This is a genomic window from Nannocystis pusilla (genome assembly GCF_020073745.1).
GTDB classification, from domain to species: domain Bacteria; phylum Myxococcota_A; class Polyangia; order Nannocystales; family Nannocystaceae; genus Nannocystis; species Nannocystis radixulma.
The window spans coordinates 66022-87237 of sequence record NZ_JAIRAU010000047.1; the positions used below are offsets into that span (position 1 = coordinate 66022).

The following is a 21216-nucleotide window of genomic DNA, read 5'->3' on the forward strand; positions in this document are numbered from 1 at the left end:
GCTCGCCGCGCGCGGCCGTTTTTGCCCGACCGCGTGCCTCGACGCGTGCCATCCGCTCGCCGGCTCGCGCCAGTTCGTCGGCGCGGTGCCCCCGGGTGTATCGTCGCCTGCGGATGTTCGTCGCGCATCGTCGCCGTCTCGCCGCCGGTCGGGGTCTTCTCCTCCTCCTGCCTCTTTTCGGCGCCTGCCGCCCCGCCCGCGAGACCGCGCCGCCGGTCGAGGCCCCCGCGGCCACGAGCGACCTCCAGCGCGCCTACGACCTCCCGCGCACCGACCTCGCCTGGACCGCCCGCGACTACATCAAGGCCCGCGACGTCCTCGTCCGTCTCGAGCGCGAGCGCCCCGAATTGCTCCCGCGCCTCGACGGTCCCGACGCCGCGCTCATGGCCCGGCTCACCGGGCTCGCCGACGTCGAGGCCGCCGCCGGCGGCGTCGCCGACACCGACGAGCTGCTCGCCTTCAGCCAGGCCGGCGCCGACATCCTGCACATCTACAGCGCCCGCGCGCTGACCCGCAACGAGTACGGCCGCGAGTACGTCGCCGTCGCCGTCGCCTACTTCAAGCTCGGCGTCCTCCAGTTCGAGGCCATCCTCGTCGCCGAGAAGCTCGACGAGGCCGCCCTGCGAGCCAACGACGTCCGCCGCCAGGCCTTCGTCGAGGTCCGCTTCCACCTCGCGCGCGGCGTCCACGACGTCCTCGCCAGCGCGCTCGCCCTGCCCCGCGTCATCGACCCGGCCCACACCGCAGCCACCCTCGCCCCGATCGCCGCCGACGTCGCCCCGTGGTTCCTCCCCGAGGAGCGCGACCGGATCCTCGACCTCGCCGATCGCCTCGCCGCCGCCGGCGTCCCCGACCCCGACCTCGCCACCTTGCGCACCGCCTTCGCCCCCGATCGCGAGGCTCACCCGATCGTCGACGCCTTCGCCGAGGAGCACCGCGAGTTCCTCGACAAGAAAGAGGCGCTGCTCGCCGCCGTCGCGGCCGGCGATCTCACGCCGGTCGAGGTCGGCCGCGAGGGCGAGTGGACCCGCTGGGCCTTCCCCGAGGCTGGCTTCTCGGCCGCCTTCCCCGCCAGACCGAACGCGCAGAAGCAGAGCCACACCGCGAGCGACGGCGTGGCGATGACGACCCGCACGCTCGGGCTGAAGCAGGCCGGGCGGATCTGGCGGCTCGCCAGCTGCATCACCCGCGCCCAGCCGATCGCCGGCCGCACCCGCGACGACGACGTCAAGAGCATCGCCGCGACGATGCACCTCGAGGGGCTGCGCCCGATCACCGTCGAGGGCGCCGCCGGCCTCGAGGGCAGCCTCACCACCGACACCGCCCACGGCCTCGTCCGCGTCGTCGGCCTGTCCGACACCACCTCCTGCATCGTCAGCATCGACGTCCCCAGGGACCTCGCGCGGGAGCTCGACGGCGAGATGCGGCGCTTCGTCGACTCCTTCCGCCTCGCCGGCTTCCGCGGTTGAGCCCTCGCGCACAGCCGTGCAGCGATCTGCGTGGCCGCCCGCTGAGCCTCGCGCGGCATCGGCCGCGACGTGGTACCTCTGCGGGGCATGGGATTCTTCGACAAGGCCAAGCAGTTCCTCGGCGGCAAGAACATGGCGAGCGTCGCCATCACCGTCATCGAGCGTCAACCGGCGGAGACCGCCACCTTTCCGGTCACCGACTCGGTGCTCAAGGGCACGATGGTGATCACCGGCCAGCAGGACTGCATTCTGCTGGCGACCAAGTACGAAGTGTGGCTGTACATCAAGAAGGACGACGTCGAGTCGCCGTTCCTCGTCGTCGCCGAGAAGGATCCCGATCCCAACGTCAGCTACTCGGACAGCTGCCTCAAGATGCCGTGCGACCTCAAGCCCGGGCAGGTCATCACCCAGCCGTGGATGGTGAGCGACGTCGACCTCGCCGGCATCCTCGCGCGCAACGGCTTCCCCGATCCCAACGCCGCCACACGTGACCCGCGAGTGCGGCTCGTCGTCAAATGCATCGCCGACGTCAAGGGCTCGCCGTTCGATCCGAGCGCGGAGGTCACCGTCCGCCTCGCGCCGGCCTGAATCGCGCATGCTGTCCCCGGGGCCGTGCGCGCCCCTGCGCGCGTCCCCGTGGCACATTCGCCGGCACGATGAACATCGACCTCTCCAAGTTTTTGACCGTGGCCGCGCTCATGAGCCAGGGCCTCGGCACAGCCGCCTGCACGATCAATCTCGGCAACGGCCTGACCGACACCAACATCGGCCCCGAGACCTCGACCACGAGCACGACCGGCGCCACCGACGCTACGACCATCACCGACGGCGGGACCGAGGGCACCGCGACCGGCACGGACACGAGCGTGCCGACCACCACCGACGCGCCGACCAGCACCGACGCGACCGCCGGCACCGCCACCGACGCCACTACCGGAACCGCCACCGACGCCACCACCGGCGAGGGCTTCGTCTGCAGCGACGGCACCGCGCTCGAGAACCCCGCCTGGGTCTGCGATGAGAACCCCGACTGCCCCGACGGCTCCGACGAGGTCACCGGCTGCGGCCTCGACGCCTTCACCTGCAGCGGCGACAAGCAGGAGATCCCCGCGACCTGGGCCTGCGACGAGGTCCCCGACTGCGCGGACAACTCCGACGAGGTCACCGGCTGCGGCGAGGAGGCCTTCACCTGCGCCGATGGCCTCGAGATCCCGGCGGCCTGGAAGTGCGACACGGCCCAGGACTGCGCCGACGGCTCCGACGAGGCCGACTGCTGAATAGCCCCGGGGACGTGTCCTTTTCGACATGCCCCGAAGCACATGACCACCAGGCGGCCGCGCGGGCCCGCCGTCAGCCGGCGCTCTCGCCGAGGATCCGCCGCACCTCGACCACGTCGGAGAACGGCCGCGTCTGTCCGCGGCAGACCTGGCCCTCCTCGTGGCCCTTGCCGGCGATGACGACCACGTCGCCGGCGCCGGCCTCCGCGAGCGCACCCGCGATCGCCCGCGCCCGATCGAGCTCGATCGTCCACGTCGCCCGCCGGCCCTGCAGGCCCTCGCTCACCATCGCCGCGATCGCGGCCGGGTCCTCGTCGCGCGGGTTGTCGCTCGTCACCACCGCGACGTCCGCGTGCGCACCCACGGCCTCGCCCATCGGCGCCCGCTTCTCCGGCGTCGAGTTGCCGCCCGCGCCGAACACCACGATCACGCGCCCCGCCGCGCCCGCCAGCCGCCGCGCCGTCGCGCACGTGCAAGCCAGCGCGTCCGGCGAGTGCGCGTAGTCGACGGCGATCGTCGGCCGGCCCGCCCCGTGCAACAGCACCTCGAAGCGGCCCGGCACCACCGGACAGGCCGCGATCCCGTGCACCACCGCGGTCGCGGGCAACCCGGCCGCCAGCCCCGCGAGCGCGGCCGCCAGCGCGTTCTCGCCGAACACCTCGCCGACCATCCGCGTCGTCAGCACCCCGCCGAGCGCCGTCGCGGCCGGCGACGGCTGCAGCAGCACGCGCGTCCCCGTCGGTCCGACCTCGATCGCCGCCGCCTCGAGGTCCGCCGCGCGCAGCCGCGGGCCGCGGCCCGGCGCCGCGAACCAGCGCCGCTCCACGTCGCCGGGGATCGCCTGGTCGACGTACAGCGCGTGCTTGTCGGCCGCGTTGAGCACCGCCGCGCGCCCGGGGCCCAGGTGCATGAACAGCTGGGCCTTGGCCGCGAGGTAGTGCTCCCAGCTGCCGTGCGTGCCGAAGTGGTCGTCCGAGAGGTTGGTGAACACGCCCAGGTCGAACCGCCAGTTGCGCGCGTAGCCCTGCGCCAGCGCGTGGCTGGTCGTCTCGATCACCGCGTAGCGACAGCCGCGCGCGTGGGCCCGCTCGAGCGTCGCCACGAAGTCGGCGAACCGCTTGCCGCGCGGCCACGCCTCGTCGTCGAAGGCCACCCCGAGCGTCGACACCTGCAGCACGTGCAGCGCCGCCGTGCGCACCGCCGCCGCGATCATCCACGTCGTCGACGTCTTGCCGTTCGTGCCGGTGACCCCGAACGTGAACATCGACTCGGCCCACGGCGCCGCCGCCGCGACCGGGCGCGCGGCGCTCACGACACGCCCCTTTCAACATGTCCCATCACACATGCTCCTGACGACATGCCCGAACGTTCAGTCGCCGCGGCAGGCCGCCAGCAGCCGCTCGATCGCCGCCCGGTCCTTCTCGCCGCGGCGGGCGCCGGGCAGCTCGGTGCCGCTGGCGACGTCGAGCCCGGCCGGCCGCACCTGCTGGATCGCCAGGGCCGCGTTGGCCGGCGTGATCCCGCCGGCCAGCCACACCTCGAGCGGCGCGAGGCGCTGCACCGCCGCGGCGGCCCAGCCCCAGTCGGTCGTCTGGCCGGCGCCGCCGTAGCCGGGCACCGCGGCGTCGAGCAGCGCGCGGGCCGGGCGGGGCGTCGGCGCCCGCAGCTCGGCCAGCGCCGGTGTGCCGCGGACCACCCACAGGTACGGCAGCCCGAAGCCCGTCACCTCCTGCGCGCCGACGATCTGCACGAGGTCGAGCTGCAGCACCTCCGCCGCGCGTCGCACCTCTTCGGCCGTCGGCTCGACGAACACCCCGACGAGCTCGAGCCCCGGCGGCGGCCGCACCTCGGCCAGCAGCGCCTCGGCCGCGGCCAGCGTCAGCCCGCGGCGCGAGCCGCTCCACAGGTTGATCCCGACGGCGTCGACGCCCAGCTCGGCGCAGGCCGCCAGGTCCTGCGGCCGCGTCACCCCGCACACCTTGAGCTTCACGGACATGTCCGAACCTTCCTGTCCCGATCACCCTGTCCCGGCGAACATGCCCGTACGAACAGCCTCGTTCACAGCGCCATCACCAGCTCGCGCAGCGTCTCGCCGGGCTGCTCGGCGGTCATGAAGTAGCTGCCGATCAGGAGCGCGTCGGCGCCCGAGTCGCGCAGGCGGAGCGCGTCGTCGATCGTGCGGACCCCGCTCTCGGCGACGTACGTGAAGCTCTTGGGCACGTACTTGCGCAGCTTGGCGGCGCGGTCGGGGTCGAGCTCGAAGGTCTGGAGGTCGCGCGAGTTGACGCCGATGAGCTTGGCCCCGGCCGCCATCGCCCGATCGATCTCCGCCTCGTCGCGGGTCTCGCACAGCACCTGCATCTCGAGCGAGTGGGAGAACTCGATCAGGTTGCGCAGCTGCGGCGCCGGCAGGGCGGCGACGATCAGCAGCACGCAGTCGGCCCCGACCCGCTTGGCCTCGACGATCTGCGTCTTCTCGAGGATGAAGTCCTTGCACAGCAGCGGCAGTGCCACGCTCTGGCGGACCGAGCGGAGGTCGTCGAGCGAGCCCTGGAAGTGCTTGTCGCACAGCACGCTCATGCAGGCCGCGCCGTTGGCCGCGTAGAGCATGGCGATCTGGCGCGCGTCGGCGTCCTCGCGGAGCACGCCGGCGCTCGGCGAGGCGCGCTTGAACTCGGCGATGATCCCCGGCCGCGGCCCCTCGCGCAGGGCGGCGATGAAGTCGCGCGGCCGTGGCAGTCGGGCCCCGAGCTCGAGCAGCTCGCGGTCGGTCAGCGCCCCCGAGCGCATCGCCCTCGGGGCGGCGAGCTCGGCCCGCTTGGCGGCCAGGATCTTGTCGAGGTACGTGCTGCCTTTGTCGCTCATGTCCCGCCTCAGGGTAGCGCAGCGCGGCTGGCGGCGACGAGCCGGTCGAGCACCGCCGCGGCGCGGCCGTCGTCGAGCGCCGCGCCGATCGCCCGCGCCTTGGCCGGCAGCGCCTCCAGGCCGTCGTCGCCCGCGGCCAGCAGGGCCAGCGCCCCGCTGTACTGCACACTTGTCCGGTACGCCCCCGGCTCGCCGGCCAGCAAGCCCCGCAGCGCGTTCGCGTTGCCGGCCGCGTCGTCGCCGGCGATCGCCGCGATCGGCACCTCCGGCAGCCCGGCGTCGCCCGGGCGCAGCGTGTACGTGCGCAGCGCGCCCCGGTGCCACTCCGCGATCGTGCTCGCGCCCTCCGGGCTGAGATCGTCGATCCCCGGCCGCTCCGCGCCGGCGAAGAACCCGTGGACCACGAACACGCGCTCGCTGCCGAGGGCCCCGAGCGCCGCCGCCATCGCCTCGACCTTGCCCGGGTCGAACACCCCGATCACCTGGCGCCGCACCCCCGCGGGGTTGCACATCGGCCCCACCAGGTTGAACAGCGTGCGCAGCCCCAGCGCCTTGCGCGGGCCGGCCGCGTGGCGCATCGCCGGGTGCAGGTTGGGCGCGAACATGAAGCCGACGCCGACCTCGTCGACGCACTTGCCGACCCGCTCGGGCGGCGCCGTGATGTCGACGCCGAGCGCGGCCAGCACGTCGGCCGAGCCGCACGGGCTCGAGATCCCGCGGTTGCCGTGCTTGGCCACCCGCGCCCCGCAGGCCGCCGCCGCGATCGCCACCGCCGTCGACACGTTGCGCCGGGCCACCCCGCTGCCGCCGGTCCCACAGGTGTCGATCGCCCCGGCCTCGCGCAGCGGCACCGCGACCACCGCCTCCCGCATCGCCCGCACCGCGCCGGCGATCACCGCCGCCGTCTCCCCGCGGATCGAGAGCCCGACCAAGAGCCCGCCGATCTGCGCCGGGTCGGCCGCGCCGGCCACGATCTCGCGGAAGATCGCCAGCGCCTCGTCCTCGCCGACCGCCTCGCCGCGGACCAGCCGCGCCAGCCCGCGCCGCAGCGCCCCGTCAGCTGCTCCTTCGGTCATGTCGCTCCCGCCATGTTCGAAGGGACATGCATCTCGAGGAAGGTGCGGAGCATCGCGTGGCCGTGCTCGCTGAGCACCGACTCCGGGTGGAACTGGACCCCGTGGAGCGGCCGCGTGGCGTGCCGCACCCCCATCAGCTCGCCGACGTCGGTGCGCGCGTTGGGCACCAGCGCGGCCGGCAGCGTGCTCTCGACCGCGGCCAGGCTGTGGTAGCGGGTGGCCATGAACGGCGACGGCAGGCCGGCGAACACCCCGGTGTTGTCGTGCACCATCGGCGACAGCTTGCCGTGCATGATCCGCCCGGCCCGCTCGACCCGCGCGCCCAGCACCTCGCACAGCGTCTGGTGACCGAGGCAGACCCCGAGCAGCGGGATCGCCGGCGCGTCGGCCTCGGCCAGCCGCCGGCACAGGTCCTGGCACACCCCGCTGTCGCTCGGCGTACCTGGCCCCGGGGACAGCATGATGTGGCTCGGCGCGTCGGCCAGCACCTGCTCCAGCGTGACCGCGTCGTTGCGGTGGACGTCGACCACCACGCCGAGCTGCAGCAGGTACTGCACCAGGTTGAAGGTGAACGAGTCGTAGTTGTCGATCATCAGCACGCGGCAGCCCGCGCGGGCCGGGCCGCTCGGTCGCAGGCGCTGGCCGCCCGGCAACGGCGGCGCCGCGGATTGGACGGTCTCGGTCACGCTGCACCTCCTTCGGCGGCCGCCGCCGCGATCGCGCGCAGCACCGCGCTCGCCTTGACGTGGCACTCGTTGTCCTCGCCCTCGGGCGACGAATCGTAGACGACCCCCGCGCCGGCCTGGACCCGGAACTCGTCGCCGACGGCGACCAGCGAGCGGATGCAGATGGCGAAGTCGGCCGCGCCGTCGTAGCCCAGGTAGCCGACGGCGCCGCCGTACCAGCCGCGCGGCGCCGGCTCGAGCGCGTCGATGATCTGCAGCGCGCGGATCTTCGGCGCCCCGCTCAGCGTGCCGGCCGGGAACGTCGCGCGCAGGGCGTCGAGCGCCGTCAGCTCCGGCCGCAGCTCGCCCTGCACCTCGCTGACGATGTGCATCACCCGGCTGTAGCGCTCGATCGAGAACGACTCCGACACGCGCACGCTGCCGGCCACGCTGACGCGCCCGAGGTCGTTGCGCCCGAGGTCGACCAGCATCAGGTGCTCGGCGCGCTCCTTCGGATCGGCGAGCAGCTCGCTGGCCAGCGCCTCGTCCTCGATCACGTCGTGCCCGCGCCGCCGCGTGCCCGCGATCGGCCGCACCGTCACGCGCAGGCCCGACTGCGGCGCCGTCTCGCTGCTGGCCGCGCCCGTCACCGCCGGCGCCAGCGCGTCGCGGTCGACCCGCACCAGCACCTCGGGCGACGCGCCCGTGAGCGCCGCGGCCGGCAGGTCGAACAGGTACATGTACGGCGCCGGGTTGCCGACCCGCAGCATCCGGTAGACGTCGAGCAGGTCGATGTCGCCGCGCCGCGACACGAACCGCTGCGACAGCACGACCTGGAAGATGTCGCCGGCCATGATGTGCTCGCGCGCGCTGGCCACCGACGCGCGGTAACCCGCGCGCGACCACGGCGCCGCCACCTCGGTCGCCGGCGGCTGCACCTCCGGCACCCCCCGCGGCCGCAGCACCGACGGCCCCAGCAGCGCCGCCGCCACCGCGTCGACGCGGGCCCGCGCGGCCGCCTCCGCCGCCTCCGGCCCGCCCTCGCTCTCCGCGCACGCGGTCGCCAGCACGCGCACCCGCTGCGAGAAGTTGTCGAACACCACCAGCGTGTCGGTCGCCACCAGTTCGACCGCCGGCAGATCGCTCGACATGACCGAAAGGCCAGGTACGGGCGGGATCGGATCGAACACGCGCGCCGCGTCATGACCCCACACGCCGACCAGGCCACCCCAGAAGCGCGGCAGCTCGGCCCGCGGCGGGCTGTCGTAGGCCCGCTGCAGCGCCGCGATCCCGCCGAGCCCGCGGCTCTTGGCCTCGACCCCCGGCGGCAGCGAGAAGCCCGGCCCCGGGGTGATCGTCACGTCGAGGTCGTAGCCGTTCCACACCCCGCGCACGTGGGCCCGCGCGCCGACGCCCACCACGCTGTAGCGGGCCCACCGCTCGCCGGCCCCACCCGCGCTCTCGAGCAGGAAGCTGACGCCGGGCAGATCCGGCGGCCCCGAGCTGCTGCCCCGCGCGTAGGCCCGCAGGCGGGCGTAGACCTCGACGGGAGTGATGCCGTCACACAGCAGCTCGCGCCATACCGGCACCAGCCGCGGCGCACTCGGCTCGATCAAAGGCGGGCCCGCGATCATGGCCCTCAGGATACACCGCGTCGGCCGACCCGATCGACGGCGCAGTTCGAGCGCCGAGGTAGGACACACGCCGGATCGCGGCCACGCCGCGGTCGCGGCCGCGCGCCGGAGCCCCTCCGCTCGCGCAGCCGCCGAGGTCCGCGGCGCAGACGCTAGCGGCGCCGCCGGCGATCGCCCGAGCCCGAGTCGGAGTCGGTGTCGGTGATCCGGATGTTTCCGAGGGTATAGCCGGTGTAGGCGCGCACGCTCGAGTCGAAGCGGACGCTGCCCGACACGATCGCGGTCCCGTTGGCGTCGTTCCAGCTGTAATTGACGACGAGCGAGTTGTCGGTGGCGGTGGCGACCGACTGGTCGACCGCGTAGCCGGCCTCCGCCTTGACCCGGATGTCGATCTTGCCGACGTTGTCGACGATCTGGGTGCGACCCTGTCTGACGGCCTGCTTCCAGATCCGCTCGTAGGTGTGGTCGGCCGGGTCGAGCAGCGTCACGGTGCCGGTGGTCTCCGCCGGGTCGAAGACGTCGCGGGCGACCTTCTGCACCGTCGCCGGCACGTCGGGCTCCGGGTTGCCGACGAGCTTGACCGTCAGGACGCCGATGGTCGCGCCGAACGAGTTGCGGAACGCCATCTTGTATTTGGTCTTCTCCTCCGGCGTGCTCGCGCTCTCGTCCTCGAACGTGATCGTCGTCCCCGTCAGGTTGGTGGTGAACGTCGCGTTCATCTCGAGGTCGAGGTCGCTCACGGGCCCCGACGTGATGCCCGTCTTGCTGAGCACATCTCGCTTCATCTTCGGTGTCGGCATGCTGTCAATCCCCCGGACCTGTCACTGCCCGGATCCCCCGGCGAATGAGCGTAACCCAACCCCCTCCTGGATCAGTCGCTCGTACATACAATCATGTTACGGGCCGCGCGCCGACGCCCGGCGCAGGATCGCCCGCCGGCCCCGCCCCGCGCGCAAATGCCCCGCCTCCATGCTAGCACTTCGAGACATGTCCGTTTCGACATGGTCTGAAGAGCACGTCAATGGAGCTGCGCCAGCAGCCACGCGTCGATGACGGCGACCTGCTCGGACGCGCGCTCCCTCTCGTAGTCGCTGCGCGCCGCGGACGCCAGCTCGAGCGCGCGCCGGCGGTCGCGGCCGACGACCGCGCGCGCGAGGGCGAAGCGGACCTCGCCGAGGTCGACCGGCTCGACGCCTCTCCGGGTGCGGATGGCCAGGGTCCGCTCGAGCAGCGGTCGCGCCTCCTCGAAGCGCCCGAGCTCGACCAGCGCCACGCCGAGGCCGTGCATCGCGAACGCGACCTCGGGGTGGTCGGGCCCGAAGATCGCCTGGCTGCGCTGCAGCGCCTCCTCGTAGATCCGCGCCGCCGCCGCGAAATCGCCGCGCATGTGGTGGCAGATCGCCAGGTTGTAGAGCGTGTCGGCGAGGTCGCCCTCGGAGCCCGACCGCCGCCGCAGCGCCGCCGCCGCCTGCTCGAACGACTTGCTGGCGCGCTCGTACTCCTCGATCGCGAGGAGCGCGTTGCCGAGGTTCATCCGCGTCGTCGCGATCTCCGGGTGGTCCGGCCCGAGCGTGCGCACGCGGATGTCGAGGGCCCGCTCGAGCGACGCCAGCGCCTCCGCGGCCCGCCCGGCCCGCCACTCGAGCACGCCGATGTTGTTCAGCACCATCGCCACGTCGGGGTGGTCCGGCCCGAGCCGGTCCTCCGCCAGCGCCAGCGCGTCGCCGTAGTACTTGCGGGCCGCCTCGCCGCGGCCGCTGCGCTCCTCGAGCAGGCCGAGCGCGTTGAACGCCTGAAACATCTGCAGCCGCGGCGCCTCGGCCACGCGCAGCGCCTCGGCCGCGGCCAGCAGCGTCTGGCGGGCGAGGTCGTACTCGCCGCGCTCGGACTGCAGGATCCCGAGCAACATGTCCCTTCGGGCCTGCTCGATCGGACCTGCCCCGACGCGCAGGTCGACGGCCGCCGCCAGCCGCAGCAGCCGCTCGCCCTCGACCGGGCGGTGCTGCTTCGTGCCGAGCACCACCCCCAGCTCCGCCGTCGCCCGCGCCCGCGCCGGGTCGGCCGCGCCGGCCTCCGCGGCCGCGATGGCCCGCGTCAGCAGATCGACGGCCTGCTCGTTGCGCCCCTGATCGGTCGCGACCTGCCCGAGGAGGATCAGCGCCTGCGCCTCCACGCCCGTCGCCCGGATCGCCCGCCCCTCCTGCAGCGCGCGCTCGGCCAGCCCCTGCGCCGCCGCGTACTTGGCCGCGTGCCGCTTCGCCACCGCGTGGGCCAGGATCCCCTCGAGCCGGGCCACCTCCTCGCGACCGGCCAGCGGGCGCCCCTCCCCGTGCATCAACCGCTCGGCGTCGGCGCACTCCTTTAGATCGGGCAAGCCCTCGACCGCGACCGCGGAGCGCTGCACGACCTCGCGATCGGCCTCGGCGAACAGCGCCGCGGTCGCGCGCAACGGATCGAGGTGGCGATCGAGGCAGGCCATGCGGCGGTCGAGCAGCAGCGGCGACTGCTCGCGATGGACCAGCGACGCCTCGCAGACCTCGCGGCGCATCGCCACCCAGTCGGACGCGTACTCGTCGAGCGCCGCGGTCGCCGTCTCGGCGGCCCGGGCGGCGTAGGGCTGGCCGGTCTCGAGGAAGGCCTGCCGCGCGCGCTCCCGGGTCGCCTCGTCCCACACCCCGACGAGGTGGCGGTCCGCGCCCTCGCAGCCCGGCGGCTTGACCTGCGCCCACACGATCCCGCCGGTCACCGCCGCCGCCACGCCCGCGGCCGCCAGCGCCGCGCCGAGCGTGCGACGCCGCCGCTCCGCCGGCACCAGCGCGGCCAGCATGTCGTCCATCGTCGCGAACCGCTGGCTCGCCTCGACCGACAGCGCGCGGAGGATCGCCCGCCGCACGTGCAGCGGCACCGACGCGCGCACCCGCGTCGCGTCGACCTTGCCCCCGAGCACGCTGGTCGTCAGCTGCAGGTAGTTCTTGGCCGGGAACGGGTGGGCCCCGAACAGCGCCTCGAACAGCGCGACCGCGAACGCGAATTGATCGGCGCGCGCGTCGACCCGGGCCCCCATGTGCTGCTCCGGCGCCATGTAGGCCGGCGTCCCGACCAGCGCCCCGGTCCGCGTCAGCCGCATCGACGACAGCCCCGCGATCGCCGAGTCGAGCCCCTGCGACGCCTGCGAGGCCAGCGCGGCCGCCTGCAGCTTGGCCGCCGGGTCCGTGTCGGCCAGCGCCGCCCCGCCTGGCGCGGGGTGGTTGCCGCGGTCGGTGGTAGCGAACGGCGACATGCTCGTCGACTCGGCCGGGCTCGGCGGCGTCGCTATATTTTCGGACGTGTCCCGAGGGACAGCCGTGAACTCGGGCCCGTCGGCGCCGCGGGCGATGCCGAAGTCGACGACGCGCACGCGGCCGTCGCGGCCGACCAGCACGTTGTCGGGCTTGAAGTCGCGGTGGACGATCCCGGCCTTGTGCGCGGCCGCCAGCCCGCGCCCGGCGGCCACGAAGGTGTCGAGGATCTCCCGCGTGCTCCGCTTGGCGTCCTTGAGCCAGCGCGACAGGTTCGAGCCGTCGACCAGCTCCATCGTCAGGTACACCAGCTCGCCGATCCGGTTGGCGTCGTAGATGGCGACCACGTTGGGGTGCTGCAGCCTGGCCAGCGCCTGGGCCTCGCGCAGCAGGCGGCCGACGATCTCGTCGGCGCGGTGGCCCGGGCGGGCGTGCATGATCTTCAGCGCCACGCGCCGGTCGAGCCGCGGGTCGTAGGCCGTGTAGACCACGCCCATGGCGCCGGCGCCGATCCGGTCGAGCACCGTGTAGCGCTCGATCGCCGCCCCGCGCTCGAATTGGAGCGCCTGGACCTCGTCGATGGCCGGCGACTCGACCAGCGTCTCGCCGCCGGTCATCTGCGAGCGATCGAGGCGGGAGAACCCGCCGGCGGTGCTGCGCGCGCTGACCGGGCCCGCGAAAAGCCCGTCGCCCGTCCCCGCCGCCGCCTCGCCCACACCGGCATGGTATCAAGCCCCGGCCAGTTGTGGGTCGGGCTGGGTGTGGAGCCCCGTTTGCAGGCGAGCGGCTGCGCCGCCGTCCGGGCCGACGCGCACGAGATTCGCCGCGCACGCCGTGCGTCGCGGGGGTGTGCGGTCGCCTTCGCGGCCTGGCGGCGCCGCGCCGCGTGAGGCTTGACTCCGCGGCCCTCCGGGCCTGAAAACCTCGGGCGATGCACGCCCGCGATCCCGAGCTCTCCGCCGCCGACCCCGAGATCTTCGCGCTGATCGAGCAGGAGGACGCGCGCCAGCGCGACAGCCTGCGCCTGATCGCCAGCGAGAACTACGTGTCGAAGGCCGTGCTCGCCGCCACCGGCAGCAGCCTCACCAACAAGTACGCCGAGGGTTATCCGGGCAAGCGGTACTACGAGGGCATGGACTTCGTCGACCCGATCGAGTCGCTCGCCGTCGCCCGCGCGCGCGAGCTGTTCGGGGCCGACCACGCCAACGTGCAGCCTTACAGCGGATCGCCGGCCAACCTCGCCGCGCTGCTCGCCCTGTGCCAGACCGGCGACACGATCATGGGGCTCAGCCTCCCCGCGGGCGGTCACCTCACCCACGGGTGGAAGGTCAGCGCCACCGGCATCTACTACAAGGCCGTCCAGTACGGCGTCCGCCGCGACGATCACCGCATCGACATGGACGAGGTCCGCAGCCTCGCGCTGACCCATCGCCCCAAGCTCATCTGGGTCGGTCACTCGGCCTACCCGCGCCAGCTCGACTTCGCCGGCTTCGCCGCGATCGCGCGCGAAGTCGGGGCCTACCTCGCGGCCGACATCGCGCACATCGCCGGCCTCGTCGCCGGCGGCGCGCACCCGAGCCCGGTGCCGCACGCCGACGTCGTCACCACCACCACGCACAAGACCCTCCGCGGCCCGCGCGGCGGCCTCATCCTCTGCAAGGCCGAGCACGCCGCCGCGATCGACAAGGCCGTGTTCCCCGGCCTGCAGGGCGGCCCCCACTGCCACACCACCGCGGCCAAGGCGGTCGCCTTCCGCGAGGCGCTGCAGCCGAGCTTCCGCGACTACGCGCAGCAGATCGTCGCCAACGCGCGGGCCCTCGCCGAGGCCCTGAGCGGGCGCGGACACACGCTCGTCTCCGGCGGCACCGACAACCACCTCTTGCTCGTCGATCTCACGTCCACCGGTCACGGCGGTCGGCACGTCGCCCGGGTGCTCAACCGCTGCGGCATCGAGCTCAACGCCAACGCGATCCCGTTCGACCCGCGCAAGCCGTTCGACCCCTCGGGCCTGCGGATCGGCCTCGCCGCGATCACCTCGCGCGGCGTCCAGACCCATCACATCCCGCACGTCGCCGACCTCATCGCCGACGGCATCGGCCTCGCCGTCGCCGACGCCGACGACGCCAAGTGCGAGGCCCACCGCGCCCGCGTGCGCGAGTTCCTGCGCGCCTTCCCGGCCCCCGGCCTGTGACCGCCACCGCGATGCAGCCGTACCCGATCACCGCTATGGCCCTGTGCAACGGCATGGGCGACAGCACCGCCGCCGTGCTCGCGGCCCTGCGCGCCGGTCGCTCCGGCCTCGGCCCGTGCCCCGCCGAGTTCGAGCTCGACGCCGTCGTCGGCGCCGTCCCGGGCCCGCTGCCGCCGCTGCCCGGCTCCCTCGAGCGCGTGCGCGACACCCGACAGACGCGGATCGCCGCCGTCGCCCTCGCCGAGCTGCAGGCCCCGCTCGCCCGCGCCTGCGCCCGCTGGGGCGCCGATCGCGTCGGCGTCGTCCTCGGCACCAGCACCGGCGGCATCGAGGCCAGCGAGGGCGCCTACGCCCACGCCCACGCCCACGGCGGCGCCTTGCCGTCCCACTACGACGTCGAGCGCTCGCACGCCCTCGACGCCGTCCTCCACCTCGCGCGCGTCTTCGGCGGCGGCCTCGCCGGCCCGGCCTACGTCGTCTCGACCGCCTGCTCCTCGAGCGCCAAGGTGTTCGCCTCGGCCCAGCGCCTGCTCGCCGCCGGCCTGTGCGACGCCGTCCTCGTCGGCGGCGTCGACAGCCTGTGCCGCCTCACCGTGCGCGGCTTTGCTGGCCTCGAGGTCCTGTCCTCTGCGCCATGTCGTCCGTTCTCGCGCGAGCGCGCCGGCATCAACATCGGCGAGGGCGCCGCCCTGCTCCTGGTCGAACGGACAGGTGAGGGCCCCGCCCGCCTGCTCGGCGTCGGCGAGAGCAGCGACGCCTACCACATGACCAGCCCGCACCCCGAGGGCCTCGGCGCCCGCCTGGCGATGGAGCGCGCGCTGCAGCTCGCCGGCCTCGTCGCCGCCGACGTCGACCACGTCAACGCCCACGGCACCGGCACCCGGCAGAACGACAGCATGGAGAGCCAGGCGATCCGCGCCGTCTTCGCCGGCGCGCCCGCGCCCGCCGTCGTCGCCACCAAGGGCTACACCGGGCACATGCTCGGGGCCGCCGGCGCCACCGAGGTCGCCTTCGTCGTCGACGCCATCGCCGGCGGCTACCTCCCGGCCAGCGTCGGCGCCGACCCGCTCGACGAGGCGCTCGGCGTCGACGTCGTCACCGCCCGCCGCGAGCAGCGGACCCGCGCGGCCCTCAGCAACTCGTTCGCGTTCGGCGGCAGCAACTGCAGCGTCCTCGTCGGAGGCCCGGCATGAGCGCGCCCGGCTTCAGCGTCCGCGGCCTCGGCTTCTGGGCCCCCGGCTACCCCGACCTCGCCGCCTGGCAGGCCCGCCCCGACGCCTGTCCCGAAGACCAGAGTGCCACGCCGAAGGCCGAGCTCTTGCCGCCGATGATGCGCCGGCGCACCAGCCTGCTCACCCGCATGGCCGCCGAGGTCGCGGCCCAGGCCCTGCGCGCCGGCGGCCTCGACCCGACCGGCGCCACCCTCGTCTACGGCTCCGTCTACGGCGAGATCCGCACCACCCTCGACCTCCTGGCCGCCCTGCTCGTCGCCGGCGAGCCGCTGTCGCCGACCAAGTTCCACAACAGCGTCCACAACACCGCCGCCGGCTACGTCTCGATCGCCACCGGCAGCCGGGCCGGCAACGCCGCCCTCTCGGCCGGCCGCTCCACCCTCGCCATGGGCCTGCTCGAGTGCGCCGCGCTCGTCGCCGCCGGCGAGGGCGACGTCGTGCTCGTCATCGCCGAGGAGCCGCTGCCCGAGCCGCTGGCCGCCGGCCGCCGCTGGGGCCCGTTCGCCGCCGCCTTCGCCCTGGCCGCGCCTGCCTCTTCAGACATGCCCGCCACGACATGTCGTCTGGAACAGGGCCCCAACGACAAGTCCCTCGCGCCAGCACGTCCCGCGCCGGCGTGGCTGGCCGACAACCCGTGCGCCGCCGCGCTCGCGCTGGTCGACGCCCTCGCCGCCGGCGCCCCCGCCCGCGTCGCCCTCGAGCCGCACCTCGCCGCCGGCTGGCACTGCGGGCTGGGGGCCGGCGCATGACCGCCGCGTTCGCGCCGGTGGCCGAGTTGGTCCCGCAGCGCCCGCCGATGCTGCTCGTCGACGAGGTCCTCGCCGCCGGCGACGACGCGATCACCTGCGCCGCCGTCGTCCGCCCCGACAACCTGTTCGCCGTCGCCGGCCGCGTCCACGCCTCCGTCGCGCTCGAGTACATGGCCCAGGCGATCGCCGCGTTCGCCGGCCTGCGCGCGCGCGCCGAGGGTCAGCCGCCCGCGCTCGGCATGATCGCCGCCTGCCGCGGCCTCGAGCTGCACGCCGAGCACCTCGCCGTCGGCGACGCGCTGCAGATCGTCGCCACCCGCGTGTTCGCCGGCGCCATGGCCGAGTACCGGGCCGCCGTCACCCGCCGCGGCGAGCCGCTCGCCGAGGCCGTCCTCCACGTCGTCACCGCCGCCCCTGCCACCACCACCGCCCCCGGGAGCCCCGCATGAAGCCGCGCGCGCTCGTCACCGGCGCCAGTCGAGGGATCGGCGCCGCGATCGCCGAGGCCCTCGCGGCCGCCGGCCACCCGATCGTCCTCAACTACCGCAGCGACGACGCCGCCGCCGAGGCCGTCGCCGCCCGGATCCGCCAGGCCGGCGGCGAGGTCGTCCTCAGCCGCTTCGACGTCGGCGACGACGCGGCCGCCGACGCCGCCATGGCCGCGATCCTGGCCGACCCGCGGCCGCTCGGCGTCGTCGTCAACAACGCCGGCATCGCCCGCGACGCCCCGTTCCCGGCGCTCGAGCGGGCCGACTGGGAAGCTGTCCTTCGGACCAGCCTCGGCGGCTTCTACAACGTCACCCGGCCCGTGATCATGCCGATGGTGCGGCGCAAGTGGGGCCGGATCATCACCATGAGCTCGGTCTCGGCGCAGATCGGCAACCGGGGTCAGGTCGCCTACGCCGCGGCCAAGGCCGGCGTCATCGGCGCGACGAAGTCGCTCGCGCTCGAGCTCGCCCGCAAGGGCGTCACCGTCAACGCCGTCGCCCCCGGCCTCGTCGACACCGACATGATCAAGGACGTCCCGCTCGAGCACGTCATGCCGCGGATCCCCGCCCAGCGGCTCGGCACTGCCCGCGAGGTCGCCGCGCTGGTCGCCTTCCTCGCCACCGACGAAGCCGCCTACATCACCGGTCAGGTGATCGGTGTCAACGGCGGCATGGTATGACGCGGCCATGCATGACGTCGTGATCGTCGGCGCCGGCCCTGCCGGTTCGACCGCCGCCAACTTGCTCGCCCAGGCCGGCGTCCGCGCGCTCGCGCTCGACATGGACGTGTTCCCGCGGTTTCACATCGGCGAGTCGCTGCTGCCGATCGACCTGCCGATCTTCGCCCGCCTCGGCGTCGTCATGGAGCGCACGCGCTGGCAGTACAAGCAGGGCGCCGAGTTCATCGACGAGCGCACCGGCGAGTTCGCCTTCTTCAGCTTCGCCGACGGCCTCGAGGGCACGCCCCCCCACGCCTGGCAGGTCGACCGCGCCGAATTCGACACCATGCTCGCCGAGCTCGCGGTCTCCCGCGGCGCCGACATCCGCTTCGGCGAGCGCGTCGGCGACATCGAGTTCGCCGGCGATCACGTCCGCGTCGTCACCGACCGCGGCGAGCACCGGGCCCGCTTCCTCCTCGATTGCACCGGTCAGGACGCCATGCTCGGCCGCGGCGCCCGCACGATCGCCCCGCTGCACGAGCTCGGACGCGCCGCCGTCTTCTGTCACTTCGACGACCTCGCGCCCGACGTGCAGGCCGAGCTCGGCGAGCAGGGCAACATCAAGGTCCTGATCGTCGAGGACGGCTGGCAATGGGTGATCCCGATGCACGGCGGTCGGCTCAGCGTCGGCCTCGTCAAGTGGCGCGGCAAGCTCGACGACGACGCCTTCGAGGCCGCCCTCGCCGCCTCGCCGCTGTGTCGCCGGCTCACCGCCGGGGCCACGCGCAGCGCCTCGCGGACGATCCGCAACTGGAGCTACAAGAACACCCGCCCCTCCGGTCCGCGCTGGGCCTGCGTCGGCGACGCCCGCGCCTTCCTCGACCCGGTGTTCTCGTCGGGCGTCTCGCTGGCGATGCTGGGCGCCGAGCGGACCGTCGACCTCCTCGTCCCTGCCCTCGCCGCCGGACGCGAGGCCGACCCCGATCTCATGGGCCCCGTCCACGCCACCATGCAGATCGCCTACGACAGCTTCGAACAGCTGATCCGCCGCTTTTACCACACGCGCCTCGTCTCCCACCTGTTCTTCGCCCGCACGCCCGACCCGCAGCTGCGTCGTGGCCTCATCAGCATGCTCGCCGGCGACGTCTGGCGCGACGACAACCCGTTCCAGGACATGCTCCGCGGGTCACGCGTCCAGCCGCAGCGGGTCACGACGCCGGGCGAGTGACTGCAGCTCTTGTAAGCCAGATCGCAATTTTGGCAGTACGCCGCCCCTGAACGCGCTCGGGCTCCAGGCTCAGCTCGGGGTGGTTGCGTGTGCAATCATTGCAATTTCACGCTTCTCATTGTTCCCTGACGCGCAAGGGGACGAGTCGCATGCACGAACGGATCCTTCCTCGCATCCGGGTCGGGGTCGCCGCGCGTATGGGCGGCGGGGTGCTGGCCGTGGCGCTCGCGGGCTGCCTCGATCGCAACGCCGGGCTCGACGATCCGACCGTCGTCGAGCCTTCGACCGGCGACAGCAGCGGCAGCAGCAGCGGCTCGACCACCTTCCCCGGCATCATGACCACCACGGTCGACTCCGGTCACGGCGGCAGCGACAGCGACGGCACCACCGCCGAGCCCGCGCCCGAGCCGTGCGGCAACGGCAAGATCGACCCGCCCGAGCTGTGCGACCAGGGCGAGGCCAACTCCGACGCCGGCGAGTGCACCCTCGCCTGTCGCTGGAACGTGTGCGGCGACGGCCGCGTCCACCTCGGCGACGAGGCCTGCGACGACGGCCCCGACAACGGCAAGTACGGCCACTGCGACATGAAGTGCGGCGGCCCGGCCGAGCGCTGCGGCGACCTCTCGGTGCAGGCCGACGAGGGCGAGCAGTGCGACTCGAGCGACCCACACTTCGCCTGCCTCAAGGAGTGCACGTGGGCGACCTCGTGCACCAACATCAAGGCCAGCTGGGGCGACGAGGCCAAGACCGGCCTCTACCTCATCCGCCGCATGAGCCAGTTCTTGACCGTCTGGTGCGACATGGACGCCGACGGCGGCGGCTACACCTTCGTCAAGTACGCCTCGGGCACCGTGCTCGACGACATGAACGACCCCCAGTACCCGTTCAACCCCGAGCCGCTCACCGCCGTCGAGGCCGAGCAGAAGTGCGGCTACTGGGGCCTGCGACTGTTCGCCCCGCGCAGCCCCGGGCACCTCGCCGCCGCCGTCGGGGCCGCCAACGCCAAGCAGTTCGCCCCGATCCAGAAGGACACCCTGTTCCCGCCGTACCCCGAGATCGACAGCGACGTCGAGGGCTACCTGTCGATCATGGGCGTCTATCCGGTCACCCCCGGCACGAGCTGCGTCGGCAAGGCGCTCAACAGCGAGGACTGCCCCGAGTGGGCGATCAAGCCCGATCCGCTGCACCCCGACGTCGTCCTGCCCTACTGGGTCAGCGACACCTCCATCGCCAACCAGCCGAACACCACCGCCTGCGCCGGCTGCTCCCTCTTCTACCACTGGAACATCGTCGCCCAGCCGCCCCAGCTCGCCGGCTACATCACGATCAACATGATGAACAAGGGCGCGATCAGCTCGCACTTCCTGTGCGAGCTCGGCGACAAGCTCGGCCCGGGCTGAGCCGCGCGGCTGACCGTCCGGCATGTCCTCTCGGCCAGCCGTTGCCGAGCGCGGGACTCGTCGGCCCGAGCGCTCGCGGCGGCCGCACGCCGCTCAGCCGAGCTCGAGCGTCGCCAGCAGCTCCACCACCTCCGCGAGCGGCAGCCCGACCACGTTGGTGTAGCTGCCCTCGATCCGGCGCACCAGGCCGGCCGCCGCGCCCTGGATCCCGTAGGCGCCGGCCTTGTCGCGCCACTCTTCCGTGTCGAGGTAGCGGTCGATCTGCGCCGGCGTCAGCGGCCGGAACCACACCGTCGTCGTCACCGCGAACGGGTGCCAGCGGACCTCGGGCCCGCGGGCGTCGGCGACCGCCACCGCCGTCGTCGTGAAGTGCGAGCGCCCGGCCAGGCGCGTCAGCATCGCAGCCGCCTCCGCGCGGTCGGCCGCCTTGGCCAGCGGCTCGATCTGTCCTTCGAGCCAGACCGTCGTGTCGGCCGCCAGCACCACCACACCTGGCCGCAAGGCCAGCTCTGCCTTGGCCCGCGCGACCCGCTCGACGTACCGCGGCGGCGGCTCGTCGGCGAACCACGTCTCGTCGCAATCGACCGGCGCGCGCGCGAACGCGATCCCGGCCGAGCGGAGCAGCTCGGCGCGACGCGGCGACGCCGACGCGAGGACGAGGGTCGAAGAGGGCTGCGGCTGTCCGGACATCGCCCGCGGATCTGCCGGATCGGCGGCCCGCGTGCAACCGCCGCGGCAGCCGCACACGTCGACGCGGGGCGGCCACACAGGCGCGAGCGTCCCGGCACGCCCCGCGAGCGGCTCCCGCCCTCTGCGCTCCTGTTCGCGTCACCCGTGAACCTCGTCGCCGCCCGAGCACGCGGCCGCTCGCCTCGGCGACGCCCGACCTCGCCGCCCCCCTCGCCTCGCGCCGCCCGGCCGATGTTCCGCGCAGCCTTCGCGGCCGCTCGCCTCGGCGCCGCACTCCCTCGCCTCGCGCCGCCCGGCCAAACCTTCGCGCAAGCG

At 73.9% G+C, this 21216-nt stretch carries 19 protein-coding genes; 10 read left to right on the plus strand and 9 right to left on the minus strand.

Annotated features, from left to right (window positions below):
* Positions 1-113: 113 nt before the first annotated feature.
* The 3 genes from K7C98_RS33395 to K7C98_RS33405 all read left to right on the plus strand — a co-directional run bounded on the left by K7C98_RS33395 (position 114) and on the right by K7C98_RS33405 (position 2746).
* Positions 114-1469 (plus strand): hypothetical protein, encoded by a 1356-nt coding sequence (locus K7C98_RS33395; protein WP_224195890.1) that lies wholly within the window; start codon positions 114-116, stop codon positions 1467-1469.
* An 87-nt stretch (positions 1470-1556) separates the two neighbouring features.
* Entirely contained in the window at positions 1557-2057 is a 501-nt protein-coding gene (locus K7C98_RS33400) for a hypothetical protein (RefSeq protein WP_224195891.1), read from the plus strand.
* Positions 2058-2125: 68 nt separating this feature from the next.
* Positions 2126-2746 carry a hypothetical protein gene (locus K7C98_RS33405; RefSeq protein WP_224195892.1) on the plus strand — a complete coding sequence of 207 codons (621 nt, stop codon included), beginning with the start codon at positions 2126-2128 and terminating at the stop codon, positions 2744-2746.
* Between the two features lie 73 nt (positions 2747-2819).
* Here K7C98_RS33405 and K7C98_RS33410 read toward each other — a convergent pair whose 3' ends face one another.
* The 8 genes from K7C98_RS33410 to K7C98_RS33445 form a co-directional block, all read right to left on the minus strand.
* Positions 2820-4058 (minus strand): Mur ligase family protein, encoded by a 1239-nt coding sequence (locus K7C98_RS33410; RefSeq protein ID WP_224195893.1) that lies wholly within the window; start codon positions 4056-4058, stop codon positions 2820-2822.
* Between the two features lie 57 nt (positions 4059-4115).
* The gene (locus tag K7C98_RS33415) at positions 4116-4742 is read right to left on the minus strand and encodes a phosphoribosylanthranilate isomerase (protein ID WP_224195894.1); all 627 of its coding nucleotides are present in this window, start codon (positions 4740-4742) and stop codon (positions 4116-4118) included.
* A 62-nt stretch (positions 4743-4804) separates the two neighbouring features.
* Positions 4805-5611: an indole-3-glycerol phosphate synthase TrpC gene (trpC, locus tag K7C98_RS33420; RefSeq protein ID WP_224195895.1), complete on the minus strand. Its 807-nt coding sequence runs from the start codon at positions 5609-5611 to the stop codon at positions 4805-4807.
* Between the two features lie 8 nt (positions 5612-5619).
* Positions 5620-6687 (minus strand): anthranilate phosphoribosyltransferase, encoded by a 1068-nt coding sequence (gene trpD / locus K7C98_RS33425; RefSeq protein WP_224195896.1) that lies wholly within the window; start codon positions 6685-6687, stop codon positions 5620-5622.
* On the minus strand, positions 6684-7280 hold the full coding sequence (locus K7C98_RS33430; protein WP_224196205.1) for an anthranilate synthase component II: 597 nt from the start codon (positions 7278-7280) through the stop codon (positions 6684-6686). Before K7C98_RS33430 ends, trpD begins: the two co-directional genes overlap by 4 nt.
* A gap of 89 nt (positions 7281-7369) precedes the next feature.
* Positions 7370-8986 carry an anthranilate synthase component I family protein gene (locus tag K7C98_RS33435; RefSeq protein ID WP_224195897.1) on the minus strand — a complete coding sequence of 539 codons (1617 nt, stop codon included), beginning with the start codon at positions 8984-8986 and terminating at the stop codon, positions 7370-7372.
* A gap of 152 nt (positions 8987-9138) precedes the next feature.
* Positions 9139-9759: a hypothetical protein gene (locus K7C98_RS33440; protein ID WP_224195898.1), complete on the minus strand. Its 621-nt coding sequence runs from the start codon at positions 9757-9759 to the stop codon at positions 9139-9141.
* A 245-nt stretch (positions 9760-10004) separates the two neighbouring features.
* Complete coding sequence (locus K7C98_RS33445) at positions 10005-12980, minus strand: tetratricopeptide repeat protein (RefSeq protein ID WP_224195899.1); 2976 nt, start codon at positions 12978-12980, stop codon at positions 10005-10007.
* A 215-nt stretch (positions 12981-13195) separates the two neighbouring features.
* Here K7C98_RS33445 and glyA point away from each other — a divergent pair, with 215 nt between their 5' ends.
* From glyA to K7C98_RS33480, 7 genes are all read left to right on the plus strand, one after another.
* On the plus strand, positions 13196-14455 hold the full coding sequence (gene glyA / locus K7C98_RS33450; RefSeq protein WP_224195900.1) for a serine hydroxymethyltransferase: 1260 nt from the start codon (positions 13196-13198) through the stop codon (positions 14453-14455).
* Entirely contained in the window at positions 14452-15648 is a 1197-nt protein-coding gene (locus tag K7C98_RS33455; protein WP_224195901.1) for a beta-ketoacyl-ACP synthase, read from the plus strand. Before glyA ends, K7C98_RS33455 begins: the two co-directional genes overlap by 4 nt.
* Positions 15645-16436: a beta-ketoacyl synthase chain length factor gene (locus K7C98_RS33460; RefSeq protein WP_224195902.1), complete on the plus strand. Its 792-nt coding sequence runs from the start codon at positions 15645-15647 to the stop codon at positions 16434-16436. Before K7C98_RS33455 ends, K7C98_RS33460 begins: the two co-directional genes overlap by 4 nt.
* Positions 16433-16885, plus strand: a complete 453-nt coding sequence (locus tag K7C98_RS33465) for a hypothetical protein (protein ID WP_224195903.1) — start codon at positions 16433-16435, stop codon at positions 16883-16885. The genes K7C98_RS33460 and K7C98_RS33465 overlap by 4 nt, the downstream gene beginning before the upstream one ends.
* Positions 16882-17604: a 3-oxoacyl-ACP reductase FabG gene (gene fabG, locus K7C98_RS33470; protein ID WP_224195904.1), complete on the plus strand. Its 723-nt coding sequence runs from the start codon at positions 16882-16884 to the stop codon at positions 17602-17604. Before K7C98_RS33465 ends, fabG begins: the two co-directional genes overlap by 4 nt.
* Positions 17605-17611: 7 nt before the next feature.
* Positions 17612-18811, plus strand: coding sequence for an NAD(P)/FAD-dependent oxidoreductase (locus tag K7C98_RS33475; RefSeq protein ID WP_224195905.1), 1200 nt, complete (start codon positions 17612-17614; stop codon positions 18809-18811).
* 149 nt (positions 18812-18960) lie between these two features.
* On the plus strand, positions 18961-20211 hold the full coding sequence (locus K7C98_RS33480; protein WP_224195906.1) for a fibrinogen-like YCDxxxxGGGW domain-containing protein: 1251 nt from the start codon (positions 18961-18963) through the stop codon (positions 20209-20211).
* 93 nt (positions 20212-20304) lie between these two features.
* Here K7C98_RS33480 and K7C98_RS33485 read toward each other — a convergent pair whose 3' ends face one another.
* Entirely contained in the window at positions 20305-20979 is a 675-nt protein-coding gene (locus K7C98_RS33485; RefSeq protein ID WP_224195907.1) for a Maf family protein, read from the minus strand.
* Positions 20980-21216: the final 237 nt, after the last annotated feature.

Bases quoted from the DNA above. Each gene is read 5' to 3' on its own strand.
- K7C98_RS33400 (WP_224195891.1), top strand. From the start codon at position 1,557: ATGGGATTCTTCGACAAGGCCAAGCAGTTCCTCGGCGGCAAGAACATG.
- K7C98_RS33405 (WP_224195892.1), top strand. From the start codon at position 2,126: ATGAACATCGACCTCTCCAAGTTTTTGACCGTGGCCGCGCTCATGAGC.
- trpC (WP_224195895.1), bottom strand. From the start codon at position 5,611: ATGAGCGACAAAGGCAGCACGTACCTCGACAAGATCCTGGCCGCCAAG.
- glyA (WP_224195900.1), top strand. From the start codon at position 13,196: ATGCACGCCCGCGATCCCGAGCTCTCCGCCGCCGACCCCGAGATCTTC.
- K7C98_RS33435 (WP_224195897.1), bottom strand. From the start codon at position 8,986: ATGATCGCGGGCCCGCCTTTGATCGAGCCGAGTGCGCCGCGGCTGGTG.
- K7C98_RS33415 (WP_224195894.1), bottom strand. From the start codon at position 4,742: ATGTCCGTGAAGCTCAAGGTGTGCGGGGTGACGCGGCCGCAGGACCTG.
- trpD (WP_224195896.1), bottom strand. From the start codon at position 6,687: ATGACCGAAGGAGCAGCTGACGGGGCGCTGCGGCGCGGGCTGGCGCGG.
- fabG (WP_224195904.1), top strand. From the start codon at position 16,882: ATGAAGCCGCGCGCGCTCGTCACCGGCGCCAGTCGAGGGATCGGCGCC.
- K7C98_RS33430 (WP_224196205.1), bottom strand. From the start codon at position 7,280: ATGATCGACAACTACGACTCGTTCACCTTCAACCTGGTGCAGTACCTG.
- K7C98_RS33480 (WP_224195906.1), top strand. From the start codon at position 18,961: ATGCACGAACGGATCCTTCCTCGCATCCGGGTCGGGGTCGCCGCGCGT.
- K7C98_RS33395 (WP_224195890.1), top strand. From the start codon at position 114: ATGTTCGTCGCGCATCGTCGCCGTCTCGCCGCCGGTCGGGGTCTTCTC.
- K7C98_RS33475 (WP_224195905.1), top strand. From the start codon at position 17,612: ATGCATGACGTCGTGATCGTCGGCGCCGGCCCTGCCGGTTCGACCGCC.
- K7C98_RS33460 (WP_224195902.1), top strand. From the start codon at position 15,645: ATGAGCGCGCCCGGCTTCAGCGTCCGCGGCCTCGGCTTCTGGGCCCCC.
- K7C98_RS33465 (WP_224195903.1), top strand. From the start codon at position 16,433: ATGACCGCCGCGTTCGCGCCGGTGGCCGAGTTGGTCCCGCAGCGCCCG.